This window comes from Rhodopseudomonas sp. (assembly GCF_013377015.1).
Classification (GTDB): domain Bacteria; phylum Pseudomonadota; class Alphaproteobacteria; order Rhizobiales; family Xanthobacteraceae; genus JARJEH01.
On record NZ_JACABA010000003.1, the window covers coordinates 341,457 to 364,580 of the forward strand.

The following is a 23,124-nucleotide window of genomic DNA, read 5'->3' on the forward strand; positions in this document are numbered from 1 at the left end:
CGCACCCGTGCGGAGCGATGCGGCTCACCGCAAATTACCATCCGGCACTCGGTTAGGCGACCCGCACGGTCGCAAGAAATTTCACCACCTCGGCCTTGAGACGGTTGCTCTCGCTGGACAGCATCTGCGCGGACGACAGCACCTGCGACGACGCCGAACCGGTGTCGGCCGCGCCGCGGTTGACGTCGCCGATGCTGTTGGCGACCTGATTGGTGCCGACCGCCGCCTGCTGAACGCTGCGGGCGATTTCTCGGGTGGCAGCACCCTGCTGCTCAACTGAGGAGGCGATGGTCGAGGCAATGCCCGAGATCCGCCCGATGGTGCCGCCGATCTCCTTGATGGCAGCGACCGAGTCCTCGGTCGCCGCCTGCATCTCGGCGATCTGCAGACTGATTTCATCGGTGGCCTTCGAGGTCTGCGCCGCCAGCGCCTTGACCTCCTGGGCGACCACCGCGAAGCCCTTGCCGGCCTCGCCGGCGCGCGCCGATTCGATGGTCGCGTTGAGCGCCAGCAGATTGGTCTGGCCGGCGATCGCGGTGATCAATTTGGTGACGTCGCCGATCCGGCTCGCCGCCAGCGCCAGTTTGGCGATCCGCTCGTCGGTCTTGCGGGCCTGCTCGACAGCCTCCGCAGCGATGCTGCCGGATTCCTGGACCTGCCTGCCGATCTCGTTGACCGAGGCCGCCATCTGTTCGGTCGCCGAAGCGACGGCCTGAACGTTGTGCGACGTCTCCGCCGACGCCGCCGCCACGACGGTGGAGAGCTGCTGGGTCGCCGCGCTGCTCTTCGCCAGCCCGACGGCGGAAGTCTCCAGTTCGCCGGACGCCGTGCCGACGTGTTCGATGATGCTGCCCATCGCGGCTTCGAAGCTGTCGGCAAGCTGATGCAGTTCGGCGCGGCGCGCCAGCGCGGCCTGGCGCTCGTTCTGCTCGCGATCGGCATGCTCGCGCTCGGCTTTGGCGGAAGCGTGGACCTTGAAGTCCTCGACCGCGCGCGCCATCTGGCCGACCTCATCGAGGCGGTTGAGCCCCGGCAATTGCACGCTGAAATTTCCGCTCGCGAGTTCGCGCATGGCGCGCGCCATCGCCACCACCGGGCGAGAGATATTGCGCCCCACCAGCAGAGAAACCAGAATACCCGCGACTGCCGCCACCAGCAGGATCACCGACAGCGTCAATTGCTGCTGATCGAGCTGCAGTCCGGCGCGCGCAACCTCGCGGTCCCTGCTCTCGCTGCTGGCCAGCGTCAACTCATCGGTCAGCTTCTCGATTTCGCCGAAGTGCCGTTCCGCGCTCTTGATGAACATCATCGACGAGCCGGCATCGCCGTCCGCCATCTCGATCGCGTTCTTCGATTGTTTGAGATAGCCGGTCACAGCGGCTTTCAGTTTTTGAAACGCGGCGGGATTGATCGCCGCGCTGCCATGAAACGTTTCGATCGCCGTCAAGGCATCGGGAACCTTCGCCGCGGCCGCCAACGCTTCCTTGGAGACGGCGGCGAGCTTGTTCTGGTCGGTTTCGTTCGCCGCTGTCGCCGCGAGGCGATACAGCTTGGCATGCGCGGTCCAGACCGCGGAGTTAAGCTCGGCGGCCAGTTCCGACTGCCGTACCGGGCCCGCGATCAGCGCGTCGACGCTTGCCTGATTGAGCCGCAGCGCATGCAGCGCATAGGCGCCGAGGCCGATCAGCACGACGACGAGAAATGCGGGCGCCAGCTGCACCTTCCAGGACAGGCCGACGCTCTTGATCCAACGACTCATAGCTGACTTTCAATGCGCGCTAAGGCGATCGACGACGACGCTTACAGCTTGTAGATGCCTGCACACACCGCGGTGTTGTCGAGTTTTTCGCAGTACATTTCCTTCGGCTCGACCTTCTTGGTCACCGGATTGACGAATTTGTACTCTTGCCAGAACGACGGCTGCTTGGCGGCCAGCTCGACCCGCTCTTTGACGTAAAGCTTGCCGTCGACATCCTGCGCGTCGATCAGGTCCTTGCCGATGAACTTGGCGTTCGAGCCGTGCGCCAGCACCTTGCCGTCGAGCTGATAGACGACGACGTAGAGGTCGCCCTTGACGAACGGACCGGCCTTGTCGCTGATCGTCGGATAGGCCTTGTCGCCGCCTTCCGCCTTGATCAGCGTCACCGCCTGCTTGACCATGGCGATCGCATCATCCTTGCTGGCGTTTTCGGCGGCGGCGGGGACAACGGAAGCGGTCAATACCGCCGCCGCGGCGACGACCATGATTTTCGAAATCGAAATGCCCACGTGCAAATCTCCAGGAATTTGGAACGCGCGACCGAGCGGTCGCCGACGCGATGAAAGCTCGCACGAAAACGCGAACCATCGGTTAACAACCACCTAGGGTTATTACGTGAGTTCCCGAAGCCGGCTTGATAGTTATGCTAATCGGAACCGACGAAGGGCCGAGACGCTACCTGATACCATCGCTCACCGATCGCATCGTCAACGAAGATCCCACACAGTAACCTGCCAGATTTGTACTAAGCGTGCTGCGCTGCCGCGTGGCCGGACGCCCACGCCCATTGAAAATTGAAGCCGCCGAGCTGGCCGGTGACGTCGACGACTTCGCCGATGAAGTAAAGACCGGGCACGGCCTTTGATTCAAATGTCTTCGATGATAATTCACTGGTATCGACGCCGCCGAGCGTGACCTCTGCGGTGCGGAAACCCTCGGTCCCATTAGGCCGGACTCGCCATTCCTTCACCGCTGCCGCGAGTTGTTGCAACAGTTTGTCGGATGCATCGGCGAGACGAAGCGGACCCGTGGTTCGGTCGGCGATCGCCTGCGCGAGCCGCTTCGGCACAAATTCGGTCAGCGCGGTCGCGGGTTCCTGCCTGGGATGATCGCGGCGCAGCCGTTTCAATTCGGCCAGCAGATCGACCGTAGGCGCCATGTCGATGACGATCTCGCTACCTTCGTGCCAGTACGATGATATCTGCAGGATCGCCGGGCCGCTCAACCCGCGATGGGTGAACAGCAGCGCCTCGTCGAAGCTCGCCTTGCCGCAACTAACGACGGCATCGACCGCGATGCCGGACAGTTCGGAAAATTGCGGCAGCAGATCCGGGGCAAATGTCAGCGGCACCAGAGCCGCGCGCGGCGGCACGATCTTCAAGCCGAACTGCTCCGCCACCTTGTAGCCGAATCCGCTGGCGCCCATTTTTGGAATCGACGGGCCGCCGGTGGCGATCACCAGCGAGCGGGCACGAAAGACGCCCTGCTCTGTCGTCAGCACGAATCCGTCGGCGTCCTTCGCAATCGCCGGGCTGCGAATGCCGAACCGCAGCTGCACATCGCCGGCCCGGCACTCCTGCATCAGCACGTCGACGATCTGCCGCGACGAGCCGTCGCAAAACAGCTGGCCGCGGGTCTTTTCGTGATACGCAATCCGGTATTTTTCGACCAGCGCGATGAAATCCTGCTGGGTGTAGCCGGCCAGCGCGGAGACGCAGAACCGCGGATTCTGCGATAGGAAGTTCGCAGGTCCGGTGTGCAGATTGGTGAAGTTGCAGCGGCCGCCGCCGGAGATCCTGATCTTTTCGCCCGGCGCATTGCCCTGCTCGATCAGCAGCACCGAACGGCCGCGCTGGCCGGCAACGCCGGCGCACATCAGGCCGGCGGCGCCGGCGCCGAGAACGATGACGTCGTAGGCGTTAGGCTTGCTCATTCGACCGGCAATACGTCCACCGCCACCGCGAGCTTCTGCTTGCGCGATCCGACGATGACGCCATCCACCGGCGAAACGTCCGAGAAATCCCGTCCCACCGCGAGCACGATGTGGTCCTGCTCGACCAGGATATCGTTGGTCGGATCGAACCCGATCCAGCCGGTCTCGTTGCCGCACCACACCGAGACCCAGGCATGGGTGGCGTCGGCGCCCTGCAGCCGCGGCTGGCCCGGCGGCGGATAGGTGCGCAGATAGCCGCTGACATAGGCCGCCGGCAAGCCGAGCCCGCGCAGTCCTGCGATCATCACATGGGCGAAGTCCTGGCAGACGCCGTGGCGCTTCTCGAACACCTCCTGCAGCGGCGTGGAGATCACCGTCGCCTTGGCGTCGTATTTAAACTCGGTGCGGACCCGGTGCATCAGGTCGACGGCGCCGGCGAGAATGCCGCGCCCCGGCGGAAAACTCTGCACCGCATAGCGGGTGACCGCTTCCTGGATCGGCGCCAGCGGGCTGGCGAACACATAGCCGATCGGCGCCCCGGCGCTGAGGCTGGATGAATCGAACGCCGCCTCGCGCACGCTTTCCCACCCCGGGCTGCCGCCGTCGCGGGCGGGCGCCTTGCGGCTCACATCGACCCGTGAGCGGCTATCGATCCGCAGCAGCCGATGCGGGACCTCGATCAGGATGCATTCGGTGTCGGTGCCGAAGAAATCCACCCGGCTGGCGCGGCTTGCCGGCCGCGGCTTGATATCGACGCTGTGCGAGATCAAGCGCTGACCGGCGTCGCTGAGCGGCTTCAGCCGCAGCGAGCACCGCGCGAAACTGACCTGGCTGCTGTAGCTGTAAGTGGTGACGTGACGGATGTCGTAAATCACGCAAGCCCCGTGAGCTTTTCGGGCCGCATCGCACTCGCCCCGTGCGGGAAGTAGTGCGAGCCGATCGCATCGGCGAGCGTCAGCAGGTCCTGCTCCAGCGCGAACAGCGACTTGGCGTCGAGCGCGGACGCCTCGGCGGTCGTCAGCATCGCCTGCAGCGCCACCGCGAGCCGCTGCGGCCGCTCGATCAATCCGTCCTCCTTCAGGGCGGGCAGGCTGCCGATATGATCGTTCAACGCCTGCACCTGGAACGCCACCGAGCGCGGATTGTAGGGATCGAGCACGACGAGGTCGCGCACCGGCGCCAGCAGCGGGGCCAGCAGATAGCGCGAGCGATAGGTGATCTGGCAGTCCCCGAGCGTCAGCAGGATGTCGAGATCCTCGCCACTGGCGTCGTCCTGCGCGAACTGGCGGGCGAAGCGCGTGGTGTTGATGGCGCGCTCGACGCGGCGTCCCATCTTGAGAAAGCGCCAGCCGGCGGCGCGGTTCATGTTTTCCTGGGCGAGCCCGGCGAAGCTCGCCAGTTCCTGCAGGGTCAATTCGGCGGCGCTGACGACGCCGTCTTCGTCGTCGACCTTCTGCGCGAGACGATCCGACATCTGGGTGATGACCTGCCAGGCATCCGGCGAAAGCCGCTCGCGCAACGAGGTCGCGGTGCGCTGCGCGGCTCGCACCAGCGACAGCGCCGAGCCGAAATCCTCCTCGCCCTGCAGCGCATCGATCGCGATCTTCGCCGGCTGCGATCGCGCCCCGAGCGAGGTCGCGCCCCAGGTGATCAGCAGCCGTTGGATCCGGTCGATCGACTGGTGCAGCGGCCCCTTGCCGGGGTCACGCTGCGGCACGCTGAGCGCCCGCACCAGCCGCAGCGTCGACTCGGCGCGCTCGAGATAGCGCCCGAGCCAGAACAGATTGTCGGCGGCGCGGCTCGGCACCCAGCCTGCGATCCGCCGGATCCGCACCGTATCCACCGCCGGCAGCAGCGAGGCGGTCGAGACCGCCTTGTCGGATACCACCCAGACGTCGGCGGCGCTGGCGCCCTGGCCCATCGAGACTGCCCGCGAATCCAGCCGCTCGGCGATCCGGCAAAATCCGCCGGGCATGATGGTCCAGCCGTTCGCGGTCGCGGCGGCGAACACCCGCAGCACGAACGGCCGCGGCGCCAGCTTGCCGTTGTCCCACACCGGCGTGGTCGACAGCCGCACCAGTTCCTGCCCGACATAGTCGATGCCGCGATTGCCGATCGCGGTGCGCAGCCGGTCGCGGTCTGCGGCCGACAGATCCGCCGCGAGCACCGGGCCGTTACCGGGAAATCCCGGCACGCTTCCGCCATAAGCGCCTTCGATCGCGAAGTCGTCGAGCCGCGCCAGCACTTCCTCGCGGGCGGCATTCTGTCCGCACCACCAGGTCGCGATATGCGGCATCTTGAGGTCTTCGCCGAGCAGGCGACGGCTCAGATTCGGTAAAAAACCCAACAGCGCGCGCGCCTCGATCACGCCGGAGCCCGGCATGTTGGCGATCACCACGCCATTCTTGCGCAATACATCGATCAGGCCCGGCACGCCGAGCTGCGAGGAGGCGTCGAGCTCAAGCGGATCGAGCGAATTGGAATCCACCCGCCGCAGCAGCACGTCGAGCCGCTTCAGCCCGGCGACGGTGCGGATGTGGACACGGTCGCCCTGCACCGCGAGGTCGTCGCCCTCGACCAGCAGGAAGCCGAGATAGCGCGCCAGCGTGGCGTGCTCGAAATAGGTCTCGCTGAAGGTGCCCGGCGTCAGCAGCCCGATCCGCGGCTCGTCGCGATCGGCGCTGGCGCGCAGAGCGTCGCGAAACGCCTCGAAGAACGGCGCCACCCGCTCGACATTCATCGACTTGTAGAGATCGGTGAAGGCGCGCGACAGCACCAGCCGGTTCTCCAGCGCATAGCCGGCGCCGGACGGCGCCTGGGTGCGGTCGCCGAGCACCCACCAGCGGCCGTCGGGGCCGCGGCCGATATCGGCGGCGTACAGGTAGAGATAGCGGCCGCCCGGCGGCGGGACCCCACAGACCGCGCGGAGATATTCGGCGCTGCCGGCGATCGCCGCGGCCGGCACCGCGCCTTCCGCGACCAGCCGTCCCTCGCCATAGAGATCGTGCAGCACCCGCTCCAGCAGCGTCGCCCGTTGCGCGATGCCGGCGGAAATCTGCTGCCATTCGACGTCGTCGATCAGCAGCGGCACATGGCTCAGCGACCAGGCGCGGTCGGTGGATTCGCCGGGCGCCCGATAGGTGACGCCGGCCTCGCGCAGATGCCGGTCGGCGGAGCCGAACCGCCGCTCGACGTCGGCCGGCGACAACGTCGCGAAGGCCTCGAGAAACCGGCTCCAGACTCCGCGCGGCGCACCGTCCGCGCCGATGAATTCGTCGGGAATTCCGGGCAGCCGGACATAGTCGCGCGTCCACTGCGCGACCTTCCGATCGCGCGGACGAATCTTGCTGCCCTGGGCGGCGTCTCCCGCCATGAACTGGACTCCCGAAAATTCCGATGCTGCGGTGAATCAGACGTCCCGACCGCCACGCCTGGTCGCGGACAGAACATCTGGATCGCCACCCTAGCCCATGATCCGCCCCAGCGTGAGCGGTTTGGCGGCAATATCCCCGCACCAAATGACGCGCGCACGACTTGCGCCAGCCGCTTGACAGCGTTGCCGGGGGATTCCAGAGCGGGCCGCTCAATGCGACAGCGGCAGCCGCAGATCGAGGGTCAGCGGGAATTCCAGCGAGCGTTCGTCGCGCGGCGGATCGATCCATCCCGGGGTGTGGCCGTGGTCCTGGAAGCGCGCCAGCCGCCGCGCTTCGGCTTCGTAGGAATTGACCGGCTTGGTCTCGTAAGCGCGGCCGCCCGGATGGGCGACGTGATAGACGCAGCCGCCGAGCGAGCGGCCGTTCCAGCGGTCGACGATGTCGAACACCAGCGGCGCATGCACGGGAATCGTCGGATGCAGACCCGACGCCGGCTGCCACGCCTTGAACCGCACCGCCGCGACGGCTTCGCCGGAGCGGCCGGTCGGCGTCATCGGCAGCGCGCGGCCGTTGCAGGTGATGACGTGGCGACCCTCGACGAAGCCTTCGGCTTTCAGCTGCAGCCGCTCCACCGAGGAATCCACATAGCGCACGGTGCCGCCGGCCGAGCCTTCCTCGCCCATCACATGCCACGGCTCCAGCGCCTGCCGGACTTCCAGCGTGACGCCGCCATGATAGACGCTGCCGAACACCGGGAAGCGAAACTCCAACTGCGCCTCGAACCATTCGGGCGAGAACGGATAGCCGGACTGACCGAGCTCGGCGAGCACGCCCTTGAAATCCTCCCACAGGAAGAACGGTAGCATGAAGCGGTCGTGCAGCGTGGTGCCCCAGCGCACGAAATTGCCCTGCTGGGGTTCGCGCCACAATTTGGCGATCAGTGCCCGGATCAGCAATTGCTGCGCGAGACTCATCCGCGGGTCCGGCGGCATTTCGAGCGCGCGGAATTCCACCAGGCCGAGCCGGCCGGTGGCGCCGTCCGGCGAATACATCTTGTCGATGCAGATTTCGGCGCGGTGGGTGTTGCCGGTGATATCGACCAGGATGTTGCGGAACAATCGATCGGTCAGCCACAGCGGCGCCTTGGTGCCGGGCTTCGGCACATGCGCCAGCGCAATCTCCAGTTCGTACAGCCCATCGTGGCGGGCCTCGTCGATCCGCGGCGCCTGGCTGGTCGGACCGATGAACATGCCGGAGAACATGTAGGACAGCGACGGACGCCGCTGCCAGTACAGCACCAGGCTCTTCAGCAAATCGGGCCGGCGCAGGAACGGCGAATCCTCCGGCTTGCTGCCGCCGACCACAACGTGATTGCCGCCGCCGGTGCCGGTGTGGCGGCCGTCGATCAGAAAGCGGTTGGCGCCGAGCCGGACCTGGGCGGCTTCCTCATAAAGTCCGAAGGTGGTGTCGACCGCCTCGCGCCAGCTTTGCGCCGGATGAATGTTGACCTCGATCACGCCGGGATCGGGCGTCACCTTGATCACCTCGACGCGCGGGTCGAACGGCGGCGGATAGCCCTCGATGTGAACCAGAACCTTCATCTCTTCGGCGGTGGCCTCCACCGCCGCGATCAGTTCGAGATAGTCCTCGAGCTTTTCCACCGGCGGCATGAAGGCGCATAGGATGCCGTCGCGGATTTCGATCGACATCGCGGTGCGCACCGGGGCGGCACGGCGCGCGACCTTCTCGCGCTGCTGCGGCGATTTGCCGTCCGGCTTCGCCTCCGCGCCGTCCGGCAGCGGATCGCGCGGCTCCATCGGATCCTGCTCGACGATGTAGGGATAGTCTTCGGGCGCGACATAGGGCAGCGAGGCGATCGGCAGCCGCAGCCCGAGCGGGGAATCGCCGGGCGTCAGAAACAAATTGCCGCGGCGGAATTTCCAGCGCTCGCTGCGCCAACGATCGGCCTCGGCATTCCAGCGCTGGATCGGAAGCACGAAGCCTTTCGGCACGTTGAGGCCCTGATCGAACACCCTCGCCATCCGCGCGCGTTCTTCCGGATCCGACAATTTGCTGTCGGTCGGATCGACATTGGGCGGCAGGCCGGCTTCCTTCTGCAGCCAGTGGCCGGGGTCCTCGAACGCCGGCAGCACGTAGTCGGTTCCGATGCCGAGCCGCCGCGCGGTGCCTTCGGCGAAGCGTTCGGCCTCGTCGATTTTGACCGGGCGCTCGCCCTCCATGCGGGCGATTAGCTCCGGGTTCTTCCAGATCGGCACGCCGTCCTTGCGCCAGTAAAGGCCGAACGCCCAGCGCGGCAGGCTCTCGCCCGGATACCATTTGCCCTGGCCGAAATGTAACAGGCCGCCCGGCGCGAACCGCTTCTGCATCCGCCGGATCAGATCGTCGGCCAGCCCGCGCTTGGTCGGGCCGACCGCGGCGATGTTCCATTCCGGCGATTCGAGATCGTCGATCGAGACGAAGGTCGGCTCGCCGCCCATGGTGAGGCGGACGTCATGCGCCTTCAGATCGGAGTCGACCTGCTCTCCGAGCCGGTCAAGCCGCGCCCAGGATTCGTCGGAGAACGGCTTGGTGATGCGCGGCGCCTCACGGATTCGCTTCACCTTCATCTCGAAGGCGAATTCGACCTCGGCGAAACCGACCGCGCCCGAGATCGGCGCCGCCGAGCGGTAATGCGGCGTGGCGGCGACCGGGATGTGGCCCTCGCCGGTCAGCATCCCGGAAGTGACGTCGAAGCCGATCCAGCCGGCGCCGGGCAAATAGACCTCGGCCCAGGCGTGCAGATCGGTGAAATCGTTCTCGACCTCGACCCGCCCATCGACCGGCGCGATGTCGGGCCGCAACTGGATCAGATAGCCGGAGACGAATCGCGCCGCGAGGCCAAGATGGCGCAGCGTCTGGATCAACAGCCAGGCCGAATCGCGGCACGAGCCCGCGCCCGATGCCAGCGTCTCCTCCGGGGTCTGGATCCCCGGTTCCATCCGGATGATGTAGCGAATCCGGTCGCGCAATTTGGCGTTGAGCTCGACCAGGAAATTCACCGTGCTCGGCGCCTGCCGCGGAATCTCGGCCAGGTAGGCCGCGAACAGCGGCCCCGGCGGCTCGGTCGCCAGATAGGGCGCGAGCTCGATCTTCAGGTCTTTGCTGTAGGTGAAGGGAAACGAATCGGCGGACGGCTCGACGAAGAAATCGAACGGATTGATCACCGTCATTTCGGCGGTGAAGTCGACCTCGATCTTCAGCTCCGTCGCCTTCTCCGGAAACACGAAGCGCGCCAGCCAGTTGCCCTGCGGATCCTGCTGCCAGTTGACGAAGTGGTTGGCCGGCGTGACCTTGAGTGAATAGCTCAGGATCGGCGTGCGGGTGTGCGGCGCCGGGCGCAATCGGATGGTCTGCGGGCCAAGGTCGATCGGACGGTCGTATTTGTAATGGGTGACGTGGTGTAGCGCGACGAAGATCGACACAGGCGGGGTAACTCCAGCATTATTTTTGAGCAGAACACCGGAGCAGATGCAGAGCAAGCCCTAACAACGGGCAAGATTTGCCCGCGATGCGGGCGGTTTTCGGGCGACGATTCCGGGGAGACGATCGGCCAAAGCAGTCATTCCGGGGCGCGCGCAGCGAAGCTGCGAGCGGACCCGGAATCTTGCGGCGAGCGCCGCTGGCCATATACCCGCGGCAGGATTCCGGGTTCGCTCGGCCTGCGGCCTCGCGCCCCGGAATGACTTGTCGCAGGATCGCACGGCACGGTCCCTCATGGTGAGGAGGCGCGCAGCGCCGTCTCGAACCATGAGGATGGTGGCCCCCTCAGGTGAACCGGCCTCATCCTTCGAGACGCGGCCAAGGGGCCGCTCCTCAGGATGAGGGACTCACTTGGTCCCTCAGGATGAGAACCTACATCGTCGCGCCTTGCACCCAGGGGGCGAATTCGGCGCCGCCGAAATCGAAGTTCTCGCTTTTGGTGGGTGCGCCCGATGCGGTCTTCAGCATCAGGTCGAAGATGCGCTGGCCGCATTGCTCGACGGTCTCGTCGCCGTCGAGGATGGTGCCGCAATTGATGTCCATGTCCTCTTCCATCCGCTGGAACATCGGCGTGTTCGTGGCGATTTTGATCGACGGCGCTGGCTTGCAGCCGAACACGCTGCCGCGCCCGGTGGTGAAGCAGACCAGATTGGCGCCACCGGCGACCTGCCCGGTCGCCGCCACCGGGTCGTAGCCCGGCGTATCCATGAAGTTGAAGCCCTTCTTGGTAATGGCTTCGGCATAACCCACGACGTCGACCAGGTTGGTGCTGCCCGCCTTCGCCATCGCGCCGAGCGACTTTTCCAGAATCGTGGTGAGGCCGCCGGCCTTGTTGCCGGGCGACGGATTGGCATTCATCTCGGCGCCCTCGCGCGCGCAATAATCCTCCCACCAGCGCATCAGCGCGACCAGCTTCTCGCCGACCTCGCGCGACACCGCGCGTCGGGTCAGCAGATGCTCGGCGCCGTAGGTCTCCGGCGTTTCCGACAGGATCACAGTGCCGCCGTGACGGACTAACAGATCGCTGGCCTGCCCAAGCGCCGGATTGGCGGAGATGCCGGAGTAACCGTCGGAGCCGCCGCATTGCAAAGCAACCGTCAGCTCACTCGCCGACACCGGCTCGCGTCTCACATTGTTCGCATCGGTCAGCGCCTCGCGTACGAAGGCAACGCCGGCCTCGACGCTCTTGCGGGTGCCGCCGAGTTCCTGGATCTCGAGTTCGCGCAAGCGGCCGGCGAGCTTCTGCTCCTGCATCAAGCCGCCGATCTGGTTGATCTCGCAGCCCAGCCCCAGCACCACCACCGCGGAAAAATTCACATGCCGCGCATAGCCGCCGAGCGTGCGGCGCAGAATCCGCAACGGCTCGTCCTGGGTCATGCCGCAGCCGGTCTTGTGGGTCAGCGCCACCACACCGTCGACGTTGGGAAAGTCGGCCAGCGGATTGTGGCCGCTGAACGGGCTCTTCTTGAATACATCGGCGACCATGCTGGCGACGTGGGCGCTGCAATTCACCGATGTGAGAATGCCGATGTAGTTGCGGGTGGCGACGCGGCCGTCGCCGCGCACGATGCCGTCGAACGTGGCCGGCAGATCGAAGTTCGGCGTCGGCTTGACGTCGACCCCATAGGCGTAGTCCCGGGCGAAATCGCCCATCCCACAATTCTGCGTATGCACATGCTGGCCGGGCGCGATGGCCTGCGTCGCAAAGCCGATGATCTGGCCGTAACGCCGGATCGGCTCGCCCGTTGCGATCGGCCGGATCGCCACCTTGTGGCCGGCGGGAATCCGCTCGCTGGTGGTGACGCCATCGGCGACCGCGATGCCGGGCAACAGCGTGGTCCGCGCGATCAGTACGGCGTCGTCGGGATGCAGGCGGATCGTGGTGGATACGGACATGGTGGGCTCCTTGAATGCTCGGCAAGTATTCCGCAACGGCGCAGCGCGTACCACGTCATCGCCCGGCTTGACCGGGCGACCCAGTAAGCCCGGCCTTACTGTTTCGTTTCGGCAGCGGAGAGAAACTCCCACGCTCTGGGAGACTGGGTCGCCCGGTCAAGCCGGGCGATGACGATGAGTCAAGCGGCGCCGACGATGCAAGCCATTCCGACGCCTTACGCTACGCCTCGCCACGGCTTGCGCTACGCTTTGCCGCCCGAGTTCTTCCGCGTCTCGCCGACCCATTGCTTGGCGGCGGTGGCCATGATGCCGCTGTCGTTGAGCAGCGTCACCAGCTTGAAGCCCATGCCGATATTTTTCGCGGCGCCGACCGGGCCGGAGCAATGGATGCCGGGGTAGATGCCGCGCTTGTCGCATTCCTTGATCAGCTTGTCGTAGATCTTGAGGATCTCCGGCTCCTCGCGGTCGAGCTTCGGCACCAGGCCGTAGGAGAAGCCGAGATCGGAGGGCCCGACATAGACGCCGGCTATGCCTTCGACGTCGAGGATCGATTCCATGTTCTCGACCGCGGTGCGGGTTTCCAGCATCGGAATGCACAGCGTCTCGGCGTTGGCCGTGTCCTGATAGCTGCCGCCCGAGCCGTACATGCCGGCGCGGATCGGGCCGTTGCTGCGGGTGCCGCGCGGCGGATATTTGCAATAGGAGACGAAGTTCTCGGCTTCCTGCCTGGTGTTGACCATCGGGCAGATCACCCCATAGGCGCCGCCGTCCAGCACCTTGCCGATGATGCCGGGCTCGTTCCACGGCACCCGCACCATCGGGGTCACCGGATGGCCGTTCATCGCCTGAAAGCAGGACACCATCGACTGATAGTCCTGCACGCCGTGCTGGATATCGACGGTGACGCTGTCGAAGCCGCATTGCGCCATCACCTCGGCGGAGAAGCCGGACGGGATCGCCAGCCAGGCATTGACCACCACCTTGCCGGAGGCCCAGATTTTCTTGACGTTGTTGGCCATAGTCTGCCGGTCCTTTTCTTTATGATGCAAATACGAAGCTAGTCCCTCATGGTGAGGAGGCGCGCAGCGCCGTCTCGAACCATGAGGCCGAACACCTCATCCTTCGAGACGCGCGCAAGAGCGCGCTCCTCAGGATGAGGGCGTGGGTGCGGTGTCACGCCGCCGTAGCGGTCTGCACCGCGCGTTCGGTGACGCCGACCTCGCGCGCGGTCTTGACGATCGCCGCCCAGGTGTCGTCGGGCAGCGGCACGCCGTTCGCGGTGCGCTCGGCGCGGGTCTTCGCCTCCGGATCGCCCGGGATCAGCACCGCCTCGGTGCCGGCGATCGGCTTGCTGGCCTTGAAGTAATCGATGTAGCGCTTGACCTCGCCGTCGAAGAAATTGTCGGGATCGATCCGTTTCGGATCGACATAGATCGCGAACATGCCGTTGGTCATATGCCGGTCCGGCCTGGTGGCGCCGTTGCCGGTCAGCGCACCGCCCAACAATTCGCAGATCAGCGCCAGGCCGGAACCCTTGTGCTCGCCGAAGGCGCGGATCGCACCGCTGCCATTGGCGTGGTTGATCGGGCCGTCCTTCTCGTACGGTCCATACAGCACCGCCGGGTCCTCGCTCAGCGTGCCGTCGGCGTCGACCAGCGCGCCGGCCGGCAGCTTCTTGCCGCCGCGCGCCGCCACCAGCACCTTGCCTTCGGCGACGATCGAAGTGGCGAAATCCAGCACGATCGGGTCCTGCCCGGGCCGCGGAATTCCGACGCAATACGGCGCGGTCGACAGCCGTCGCTCGACGCCGCCATAGGGCGCCACCAAAATCGAACCGGCGGCGTTGACGAAATGGATCGACACCAGCCCTTCGGCCGCGGCCATTTCGGCCCAGTCGCCGACCCGGCCGATATGGCCGGCATTGCGCAACGCGATCGCCGAAAGCCCATTGGCCTTGCACTTCTCGATCCCGATCCGCACCGCCTGCGGGCCGACGGTCTGGCCATAGCCGAACTTGCCGTCGATCACCGCCAGCGACGGCGTATCAACCGGGACATCCACGATCTGGTCCGGCACCACCGCGCCGGCATTGCGCCAGCGCACATAGACCGGCACCCGTATCACGCCATGGCTGTCATGACCGGTCAGGTTCGCGGTGGTCAGATAGGTGGCGATCCGCCGCGATTCGGCGTCCGAAGAGCCGGTATGCGCAAAGACGTCCGCGACGAAATCGATCAGTCTCTCGACTTGCAGTGTAACCATGCTGTCCGTTTCTTATACGTTGGCCGCGGTCGCGGCTTGCTTGGCATGGCCGCCCAGATAGGCGGCGGCGATCGCCTCGTTGCCCCACAATTCGTCCGGCTTGCCGCCGAGCACGATGCGTCCGGTTTCCAGAACATAGCCGTAATCGGCCACCGACAATCCCATCCGCGCGTTCTGCTCGACCAGCAGCACCGTGGTGGTGCGGCGGATTTCCGAAATGATCCGGAACACCGCCTGCACGATCACCGGCGCCAGGCCGAGCGACGGCTCGTCCAGCAGCAACAGCCGTGGCTTCGCCATCAGGCCGCGCGCCACCGCCACCATCTGCAATTGTCCGCCCGACAGTGTCCAGCCCAGCGCGTTGGAAAACGCGCGAATATCCGGAAACAGGTCGAACATCGCATCCGCCTCGCGCGACAGCTCGGACTTCTTGGCGCGGCGATTGGAGGCGCCGAGCATGATGTTTTCCTTCACCGTCAGGCCGGGGAACACGCGACGGCCTTCCGGCACGTGGCTGATGCCCATCCGCACGATCGCCTCGGGGCCGAGCCCGACGATCGACTGGCCCTGATAGAGGATCTCGCCGGCTGCGGGTTTCGCCAACCCGGAGATCGCGCGCAGCGTGGTCGACTTGCCGGCGCCGTTGGCGCCGAGCAGCGTCACCACCTGGCCTTCCTCGACGCTGAGCGAGACGCCGCGCAGCGCTTCGATCTCGCCATACAGCACGATCAGGTCGCGGATTTCGAGGAGCGGCATTATTCGGTCCCCAGATAGGCGGAGACGACGTCGGGATGGCGCAGCACCGCCATCGATTCGCCGTCCGCGATGCGGCGTCCGAAATTCAAGACGGTGATATGTTGCGCCGCCTCGGAGACCAGTGTCATGTCGTGATCGATGATCAGGATGGTGAGGCCTTGCGCCGCGATCCGCTTGAGGAGTTCATGCAGTTCGAGCTTCTCGCTGGAATTCAGGCCGGCGGCCGGTTCGTCGAGCAGCAGCAGCGTCGGATTGGCGGCAAGCGCACGCGCGATCTCGATCAGCCGCTGATGGCCGTAGGAAAAGCAGGAGATCAATTCGTTGGCGCGCAGGCCGAGGCCAACAAAGGCCAGCGCCGACATCGCGCGCTGGGTCAGCGCGTCCTCGCTGGTGTCGACCAGCGCATTGCCCGGCCGCTCGGCGCCGATCACCACGTTCTCCAACGCGGTCATCGAGCGGAACAGCCGGATGTTCTGGAAGGTGCGGCCGAGTCCGGCGGCAGTGCGCAGATGCGGCTGCATGTCGGTGATGTCGGTGCCGTCGAGCATCACCTTGCCGGCGGTGGCGTGATAGAGCCCGGACAGCACGTTCAGCGTGGTGGTCTTGCCGGAGCCGTTCGGCCCGATCAGCGCGTGGACGCCGCCGCGGCGCACCGCGATGTCGACATTGTCGACCGCTTTCAGGCCGCCGAAATATTTCGACAGCCCGGTAACTTCCAGCACGATTTCGCCGCCAACCTTGCCGGGCGCGAGTTGCAGCGGCGGACCGGCGGCGTGGACTCGCGCCTTGGCGCGCCAGCGCTGCGTGGCGACATTGACGAAGCCCCAGATGCCGTCCGGCATGAAGCGGATGATCAGGATCACCGACAGACCGTAAATCGCGAGATAAAGCCCCGGCACGCTCTTCAGGAAGCGCAGCCATTCGGGGATCAGGATCAGCAGGCCGGTGCCGATCGCCGAGCCGATCGGCGACGCCACGCCGCCGAGCAGCGACATGGTCAGGAACACGATCGATTCCGCGAAAGAGAACTGGTCCGGGCTGATATAGGCGAAGCCGCCGGCGAACAGGCCGCCGCCGAGCCCGCCCAGCACCGCGCAGATCGCGAAGGCGTAGACCTTGGTGCGGAACACGTCGATGCCGGCGACACCGGCGGCGAGTTCGTTGTCGCGCACCGCGCGCATCGCGCGGCCGAGCCGCGTATCCGGCAGATGCCAGACGAAATAGCCGATCAGCGCCAGCGTCGCGACGCAGAAGGCGAGATAGGATTGCTGGGTCTGGAACAGCGCCGGACGGCCGATCTTGCCGACGCCGTCGGGGCCGTGGGTCAGCCAGATCGCGTTGATCATCACCAAAGTGACGATCTGCTGGAACGAGATCGTCACCATCGCGAGGTAATGGCCGCCGAGCCGCAGCGTCGAAGCGCCGAGGATGGCGCCCGCGACCAGCGCCATGACGCAGCCGGCCAGCAGACAGAGCCAGTAGCTCATCTGGAAGTCGGTGGTGCCGATGCCGACCGCATAGGCGCCGAAGCCGAAGAACGCGGCCTGAGCGAGATTGATCTGGCCGCACAGGCCGAGCACCACTGAGAGCCCGAACACCGCGATCGCGAAGGTGGTCGCCTGCATCAGGATGTTGAGGATGTAGCCGTCGAAGCTCATGGTCGCGGCCAGCGCCACCACGATCGCGGCGCCGATGAAATACGGCAGATGCCGCAGCAGCAGCGGTTTGGCGCGCGGCGTGATGACGGCGATCGGCATGTTGTCGCTGGCGCTCATGCTTTCTCCGCGACGCGTTCGCCGAAGATGCCCTGGGGTCGGAACACCAGGAACAGCACCAGCACCAGGAAGGCGAAGGCGTCCTTGTACGGCACGGAAATATACGCTGCACCGAAGGTCTCGATGATGCCGAGCGACAGTCCGCCGATAATCGCGCCGGTGACGTCGCCGAAGCCACCGATGATGGTGGCGGCGAATGCCTTCAGCGCGATGGTCGAGCCCATCTGGATCGAGACGAACAGGATCGGCGCCACCAGGATGCCGGCGAGGCCGCCGAGCACCGCCGAATAGATGAAAGTGATCATGATCATGGTGGACACGGAGATGCCGAGCAGCGAGGCCATCTCCTTGTCCTGCGAGGTCGCCTGCAGCTTCTTGCCAACCATGGTGTGTTCGAAGAACCAGTAGTTGAACGCCACCAGCACGCAGGTCACCGCGATGATCAACAGATACTGGCTGTCGAGATAGACCGGGCCGAGCTGGATGCCGGGGGTTTCGAACCAGCCCTCCAGCACCTGCGGCTGCGGGCCGTAGATCGCCAGCACCGAGTTCGCCATCAGGATCGAGGCGCCGATGGTGGCGATGATCACAGGCAAAAAGGTACGGTGACGCAGCGGATAGTACACACCGAGATTGAAGATCGCACCGAGCAGTGCCATCCCGGCCAGCGCGCAAAGGAAGGAGACCCAGTACGGCCAGCCGAGATCGACCGCGAACACCACCATCAGATAGGCCGCCACCATCGAGAACTCGCCTTGCGCGAAATTGACGACGTTGGTGGCACGGAAGATCAGCACGAAGCCGAGCGCGACCAGCGCATAGACCGCGCCGATCCCGATCCCGGTGAACAGCAATTGTAAGGCGAGGTCCATCAGCAGCAGCTCCGATTCGTCATTGCGAGGGCAAGCGAACCTTGCATTTTGGTTGGGACGTCAGTTGTGAGCACGGACCTCACCTCTCCCCGCAAGCGGGGAGAGGGAGCAACGGCCGCGCAGCTCCAATCAAACTCGGCACCGTGCGCGATCAGTCGGTGAACTCGATGTGCTTGTCGAAGACGATGTTGCCCTTGTCGTTCTTGACGATGTTGTAGCCGTGCAGGCCATCGCCCTTGTCGTCGAAATTGTATTCGCCTTCGGCGCCGGGGAACTTCTTGATCGAGATGATCGCCTCGCGGATCTTCTGCGGGTCGGTGCTGCCTGCCTTGTTGATCGCCGCAGCCAGCACGGTGACCGCGTCGTAGGGCCACGAGCTCTGATTGTCAGGGGCGACCTTGTAGGCTTCGCGATAGGCGGTGCCGAATTTCTTCGAACCGGGGCTGGAATCCTCGGCGTAGTCAGCGACGCCGTAGGTGCCGTACAGCGCCGGCCCGGCGAGCTTCAGCGCAGTGACGTTGACGATCGAGGGCGAGCCGACCCACGGAATGGTGACGCCGAGCTGGCGCAATTGCCGCGCGAAGATGCCGAGGTCGTTCTCGAAGGTGAAGTAGGAGCCGAGGATGTCGGCCCCCGAGGATTTGATCGCCAGCACCACGGGGGTGAAGTCCTGGCTCTGGTTGGCGTAGCCCTGATCCAGCACCGGCGGCGCGCCGAGTTTTCCCAGTGCGTCGCTGAGCGCCTTGCCGCCGGCGGTGCCGAAGGCGTCGGTGGAGTGCAGCACCGCCCACTTCTTCTTGCCCAGCGTGTTGACGCCGTAATCGGCGATCACCCGGCCGGAATAGGAGTCGTTAGGGCGGAACCGGAACAGCCAGGGATTGCCGAGCTTGGTCAGGTTCGGATCGGTGCCGCCGAACATCACCGGCTTGCCGAGCTTCAAGACGTCCGGCGCCATCGCGTGCACCTGGGTCGAGCGGATCGAGCCGAGGAAGGCGACGATGTCGGGCTGCGCCGCGAGCTTGGAGAACGCCAGCACGATGCCAGGATTGGTGGTCTGGTCGTCTTCGATCACCAGTTCGAGCTGCTTGCCGAGCACGCCGCCGGCTTTGTTGACCGCCTCCAGCGCCAGCTTGGCGCCGCCGGTGGCGTATTTGCCGGCTTCCGCCGCAGGGCCGGTAATCGGCGCGCACATTCCGATCTTGAGGGTTGCGCCCTGCCCGCGCGCGCTGCCGATCACGTAGGGGGCGGTCACACCAATGGCCAGGCCGGCCGCGAAATCGCGTCTCGTGAGCTTCATTCAATCCTCCCGTGGCGGCCGGACTTTGTCGCCGGCCTGCTTTCACTTGCTTGATTTGATCGAAAAATCGCGCGGCTGTCTATGGCCTCTCGCTCAAAGCCGATCGGTACCGCGCGACGATCCGGCTTCGTGTTCCATTGCTGATGAACAGCGCTGCATTGGAGATATTCCCCGACGTATTGTTTTGCCCAAGCAGGGAGCTAACCAAGGCGGTGTTAGTCCTCCCCATCCGCCTCACCACCGGCGATCGGCATCGCCTGCAGGCTGGCTTCCAGCCCACGCAGCATCTCCTGCAATTCGGCGAGCTTGCCGGCGCCGTAGCGTCTGGCGATCTCGGCATAGATCGCCTCCGAGGACGGCGCCACGGTTTCGATCAGCCTCAACCCCTTCGGGGTGATCGAGACGATGCCGCGACGCAAATCGGCCTTCGGCACCCGGCGTTCGATCAGCCGGCGGGCTTCGAGATCGCGCAGCATCCGCGACAGGCTGGGCGCCAGCAGACAGGCGGTGCGCGCCAGATCGGTGACCTCAATGTCGTCGACCGAAGCCAGCGCTCGCAGGATCCGCCATTGCTGCTCGCTCAAGCCATGCGCCCGCAGCGACGGCCGGAAATGCCGCATCACCGCCTCGCGGCCGCGCAGCAGCAGCATCGGCAGCGAGCGCGAGAATTCGCGCATCGGCGCGCGCTTGCCGCCGCGCCCGCCTGGCTGTTTTTTCGCCGCCGCCATGCCGCCCGCCTCGGTGCACCCGCTGTGTCGCCGCAACCTTTTGCATCGCAGCAAGACAGGTTTCGGTTGGAGCCGGATCATTTAACATGTTAATCAGTTTGCCGCGCAACAACTTTCCGCGACAGCGACGGACCCGAGATGGCATTGACTGACAGCGAGATCCGCGCCGCGGCCGAGCGGCTGCATCGCGCGGAACAGACCAAGGTCCAGATCCGGCAATTGTCGCAGGATCATCCGGCGATCACCATCGCGGATAGCTACGCCATTCAGAAAGCCTGGATCGAGATCAAGCTGGCCGAAGGCCTTCTCGTGCGCGGCCACAAGATCGGGCTGACCTCGAAGGCGATGCAGAGCGCGCTCGCCATTAACGAGCCGGATTCCGGCGTCCTGCTCGACAACATGTTCTTCGCCGACGGCGGCGTGGTGCCGACCGACCGCTTCATCGCCACGCGGATCGAGGCCGAACTGGCGTTCGTGATGAAGCAGCGGCTGGCCGGCCCGGATTGCACCATCTTCGATGTACTCAATGCGACAGACTTTGTGGTGCCGGCGCTGGAAATTCTCGATACCCGCATCGAGCGGGTCGATCCGGCGACCAAAGCGACGCGAAAAATCTTCGACACCATCGCCGACAACGCGGCCAATGCGGGAATCGTGCTCGGCGGCCGGCCGCTGCGCCCGCTCGACGCTGATCTGCGCTGGATCGGCGCGCTGGCGTACAAGAACGGCCAGCTCGAAGAAACCGGCCTCGCCGCCGGCGTCCTGAATCATCCGGCGACCGCGGTGGCCTGGCTCGCCAACAAGATCGCGCCGCAAGGCCTGGCGCTGGAGCCGGGCCAGGTGGTGCTGGCCGGTTCGTTCATCCGCCCGATCGAAGCCCGCAAAGGCGACACGATTCAGGCCGACTATGGTCCCTACGGGACAGTGAGTTGTTACTTCGGCTGAATTCTTCAACTGAGACATGTGAGCCATGCCCCACTTCACTCTGGAATATTCCGCCGATCTGGAAGACCTGGTCGATATCGCCGATGTCGTCGAGGAGGTGCGCGCGGCGGCGGTCGAGACCGGGCTGTTTGCGCTCGGCGGCATCCGCGTCCGCGCCATCCGCTGCGAATATTACGCCATCGCCGACGGCCGTGACGGCCTGAACTTTCTGGCGATGCTGCTGCGGCTCGGCGAAGGCCGCGACCTCGCCGCGCGCAAGAAGGCCGGCGAACACATCTTCAAAAAACTGTCGCATTTTCTCGATCCATTGTTCGCCGACGAGGGATTCGCGCTGTCGTTCGACATGCAGGTCAACGACAAGGAAACCAGCTGGAAACGCAACAGCATCCATGATCTGCTGGTTGCCGAGGCCCGACATGGCTAAAGCCGATACCGCCGCGGCCTTTGCCGCCAATCGCGACCGCGCCGCGCCACTGTTGAAGCAACTCAATGCCGACGCCATCGGCCATCTCATCGACGGTGAGATCTTGCCGTCGACGTCCGGCGAGGTTTTCGAGACCACCTCGCCAATCGACGGCAGCGTGGTGGCGCAGGTGGCGCGTGGCAACGCAGACGACATCGACCGCGCGGCAAGAGCCGCGCAACGCGCGTTCAAATCCTGGCGCGACATGCCGGCGGCGAGCCGCAAGAAACTGCTGCATCGCGTCGCCGACGCGATCGAAGCGCGCGCCGACGATATCGCCGTGCTGGAATGCATCGACACCGGGCAGCCGCATCGTTTCATGGCCAAGGCCGCGATCCGCGGCGCCGAGAATTTCCGCTTCTTTGCCGACAAATGCATGGAAGCACGCGACGGCCGCAATATGCCGAGCGACGAGCACTGGAACGTCTCGACCCGGGTGCCGATCGGCCCGGTCGGGATCATCACGCCGTGGAACACGCCGTTCATGCTGTCGACCTGGAAGATCGCGCCCGCGCTCGCCTCCGGCTGCACTGTGGTGCACAAGCCGGCGGAATGGTCGCCCGTCACCGCGGACCTGTTGTCGCGGATCGTCAAGGACGCCGGCGTGCCCGATGGCGTGCTCAATACGGTCCATGGCTTCGGCGAGGATGCTGGCAAGGCCCTGACCGAACATCCCGCCATCAAGGCGATCGCGTTTGTCGGGGAGACCTCCACGGGTGCCGCGATTATGGCGCAGGGCGCGCCGACCCTGAAGCGGGTGCATTTCGAACTCGGCGGCAAGAATCCGGTGATCGTGTTCGACGACGCCGATCTGGAGCGCGCGCTCGACGCCGTGGTGTTCATGATCTACTCGCTGAACGGCGAGCGCTGCACCTCGTCGAGCCGGCTGCTGATCCAGTCGAGCATCGCCGACACATTCATCGAGCAGCTGACGGCGCGGGTCCGCGCGCTGAAGGTCGGCCATCCGCTCGATCCCGATACCGAAATCGGCCCGCTGATCCATCAGCGCCACCTCGACAAGGTCTGCTCCTATTTCGAGATCGCCAGGCAGGACGGCGCCACCATCGCGGTCGGCGGCGCGCCGTTCGCCGGCCCCGGCGGCGGCCACTATGTGCAGCCGACGCTGGTGACCGGCGCGCGCGGCGAGATGCGGGTGGCGCAGGAAGAAGTGTTCGGTCCCTTCCTCACCGTGATCCCGTTCGGCGACGAGCGCGAGGCGATCGAGATCGCCAACGCGGTGCAATACGGCCTCACCGGCTATGTCTGGACCGCCGATATGGGCCGCGCGCTGCGCGTCGCCGACGCGCTGGAGGCAGGCATGATCTGGCTGAATTCGGAAAACGTCCGCCATCTGCCGACCCCGTTCGGCGGCATGAAATCCTCCGGCATCGGCCGCGACGGCGGCGACTATTCGTTCGACTTCTACATGGAAACCAAACATGTCGCGCTGGCGCGCGGCACGCACAAGATCCAACGGCTGGGGGTCTCGACGTGAAACGCATCAATCAACAACAGCCGAGATAG

17 protein-coding genes are annotated in these 23,124 nt (G+C 65.4%); 3 read left to right on the top strand and 14 right to left on the bottom strand.

What is annotated here, in order from left to right:
• Positions 1-52: 52 nt before the first annotated feature.
• The 14 genes from HXX15_RS16720 to hpaR all read right to left on the bottom strand — a co-directional run bounded on the left by HXX15_RS16720 (position 53) and on the right by hpaR (position 20,141).
• On the bottom strand, positions 53-1,759 hold the full coding sequence (locus tag HXX15_RS16720; RefSeq protein ID WP_296517445.1) for a HAMP domain-containing methyl-accepting chemotaxis protein: 1,707 nt from the start codon (positions 1,757-1,759) through the stop codon (positions 53-55).
• A 41-nt stretch (positions 1,760-1,800) separates the two neighbouring features.
• Positions 1,801-2,244 (bottom strand): cache domain-containing protein, encoded by a 444-nt coding sequence (locus HXX15_RS16725; protein WP_296517607.1) that lies wholly within the window; start codon positions 2,242-2,244, stop codon positions 1,801-1,803.
• Positions 2,245-2,504: 260 nt separating this feature from the next.
• Entirely contained in the window at positions 2,505-3,692 is a 1,188-nt protein-coding gene (locus HXX15_RS16730; RefSeq protein ID WP_296517446.1) for an NAD(P)/FAD-dependent oxidoreductase, read from the bottom strand.
• On the bottom strand, positions 3,689-4,567 hold the full coding sequence (locus HXX15_RS16735) for a transglutaminase family protein (RefSeq protein ID WP_296517447.1): 879 nt from the start codon (positions 4,565-4,567) through the stop codon (positions 3,689-3,691). Before HXX15_RS16735 ends, HXX15_RS16730 begins: the two co-directional genes overlap by 4 nt.
• Positions 4,564-7,065: a circularly permuted type 2 ATP-grasp protein gene (locus tag HXX15_RS16740; protein ID WP_296517449.1), complete on the bottom strand. Its 2,502-nt coding sequence runs from the start codon at positions 7,063-7,065 to the stop codon at positions 4,564-4,566. The genes HXX15_RS16735 and HXX15_RS16740 overlap by 4 nt, the downstream gene beginning before the upstream one ends.
• A 210-nt stretch (positions 7,066-7,275) precedes the next feature.
• Complete coding sequence (locus HXX15_RS16745) at positions 7,276-10,548, bottom strand: DUF2126 domain-containing protein (protein WP_296517451.1); 3,273 nt, start codon at positions 10,546-10,548, stop codon at positions 7,276-7,278.
• A 430-nt stretch (positions 10,549-10,978) separates the two neighbouring features.
• Complete coding sequence (locus HXX15_RS16750; protein ID WP_296517452.1) at positions 10,979-12,502, bottom strand: UxaA family hydrolase; 1,524 nt, start codon at positions 12,500-12,502, stop codon at positions 10,979-10,981.
• Between the two features lie 242 nt (positions 12,503-12,744).
• Positions 12,745-13,521 (bottom strand): aldolase/citrate lyase family protein, encoded by a 777-nt coding sequence (locus HXX15_RS16755; RefSeq protein ID WP_296517453.1) that lies wholly within the window; start codon positions 13,519-13,521, stop codon positions 12,745-12,747.
• A 154-nt stretch (positions 13,522-13,675) separates the two neighbouring features.
• Complete coding sequence (locus tag HXX15_RS16760; RefSeq protein ID WP_296517454.1) at positions 13,676-14,764, bottom strand: malate/lactate/ureidoglycolate dehydrogenase; 1,089 nt, start codon at positions 14,762-14,764, stop codon at positions 13,676-13,678.
• A 12-nt stretch (positions 14,765-14,776) separates the two neighbouring features.
• Positions 14,777-15,520 carry an ABC transporter ATP-binding protein gene (locus tag HXX15_RS16765; protein ID WP_296517455.1) on the bottom strand — a complete coding sequence of 248 codons (744 nt, stop codon included), beginning with the start codon at positions 15,518-15,520 and terminating at the stop codon, positions 14,777-14,779.
• The gene (locus HXX15_RS16770; RefSeq protein ID WP_296517456.1) at positions 15,520-17,295 is read right to left on the bottom strand and encodes a branched-chain amino acid ABC transporter ATP-binding protein/permease; all 1,776 of its coding nucleotides are present in this window, start codon (positions 17,293-17,295) and stop codon (positions 15,520-15,522) included. Before HXX15_RS16770 ends, HXX15_RS16765 begins: the two co-directional genes overlap by 1 nt.
• Positions 17,292-18,167, bottom strand: coding sequence for a branched-chain amino acid ABC transporter permease (locus HXX15_RS16775; protein ID WP_296517457.1), 876 nt, complete (start codon positions 18,165-18,167; stop codon positions 17,292-17,294). The genes HXX15_RS16770 and HXX15_RS16775 overlap by 4 nt, the downstream gene beginning before the upstream one ends.
• 151 nt (positions 18,168-18,318) lie before the next feature.
• Positions 18,319-19,464 carry an ABC transporter substrate-binding protein gene (locus HXX15_RS16780; RefSeq protein WP_296517458.1) on the bottom strand — a complete coding sequence of 382 codons (1,146 nt, stop codon included), beginning with the start codon at positions 19,462-19,464 and terminating at the stop codon, positions 18,319-18,321.
• 215 nt (positions 19,465-19,679) lie between these two features.
• The gene (gene hpaR, locus HXX15_RS16785) at positions 19,680-20,141 is read right to left on the bottom strand and encodes a homoprotocatechuate degradation operon regulator HpaR (RefSeq protein ID WP_296517608.1); all 462 of its coding nucleotides are present in this window, start codon (positions 20,139-20,141) and stop codon (positions 19,680-19,682) included.
• A gap of 189 nt (positions 20,142-20,330) precedes the next feature.
• Between hpaR and hpaH the strand changes: the two genes are divergently transcribed.
• From hpaH to hpaE, 3 genes are read left to right on the top strand one after another with little or no spacing between them, the layout of a single operon-like run.
• On the top strand, positions 20,331-21,137 hold the full coding sequence (gene hpaH, locus HXX15_RS16790) for a 2-oxo-hept-4-ene-1,7-dioate hydratase (protein ID WP_296517459.1): 807 nt from the start codon (positions 20,331-20,333) through the stop codon (positions 21,135-21,137).
• Between the two features lie 25 nt (positions 21,138-21,162).
• On the top strand, positions 21,163-21,561 hold the full coding sequence (locus tag HXX15_RS16795) for a 5-carboxymethyl-2-hydroxymuconate Delta-isomerase (protein ID WP_296517460.1): 399 nt from the start codon (positions 21,163-21,165) through the stop codon (positions 21,559-21,561).
• Positions 21,554-23,095, top strand: coding sequence for a 5-carboxymethyl-2-hydroxymuconate semialdehyde dehydrogenase (gene hpaE / locus HXX15_RS16800; RefSeq protein ID WP_296517461.1), 1,542 nt, complete (start codon positions 21,554-21,556; stop codon positions 23,093-23,095). Before HXX15_RS16795 ends, hpaE begins: the two co-directional genes overlap by 8 nt.
• Positions 23,096-23,124 lie beyond the last annotated feature (29 nt).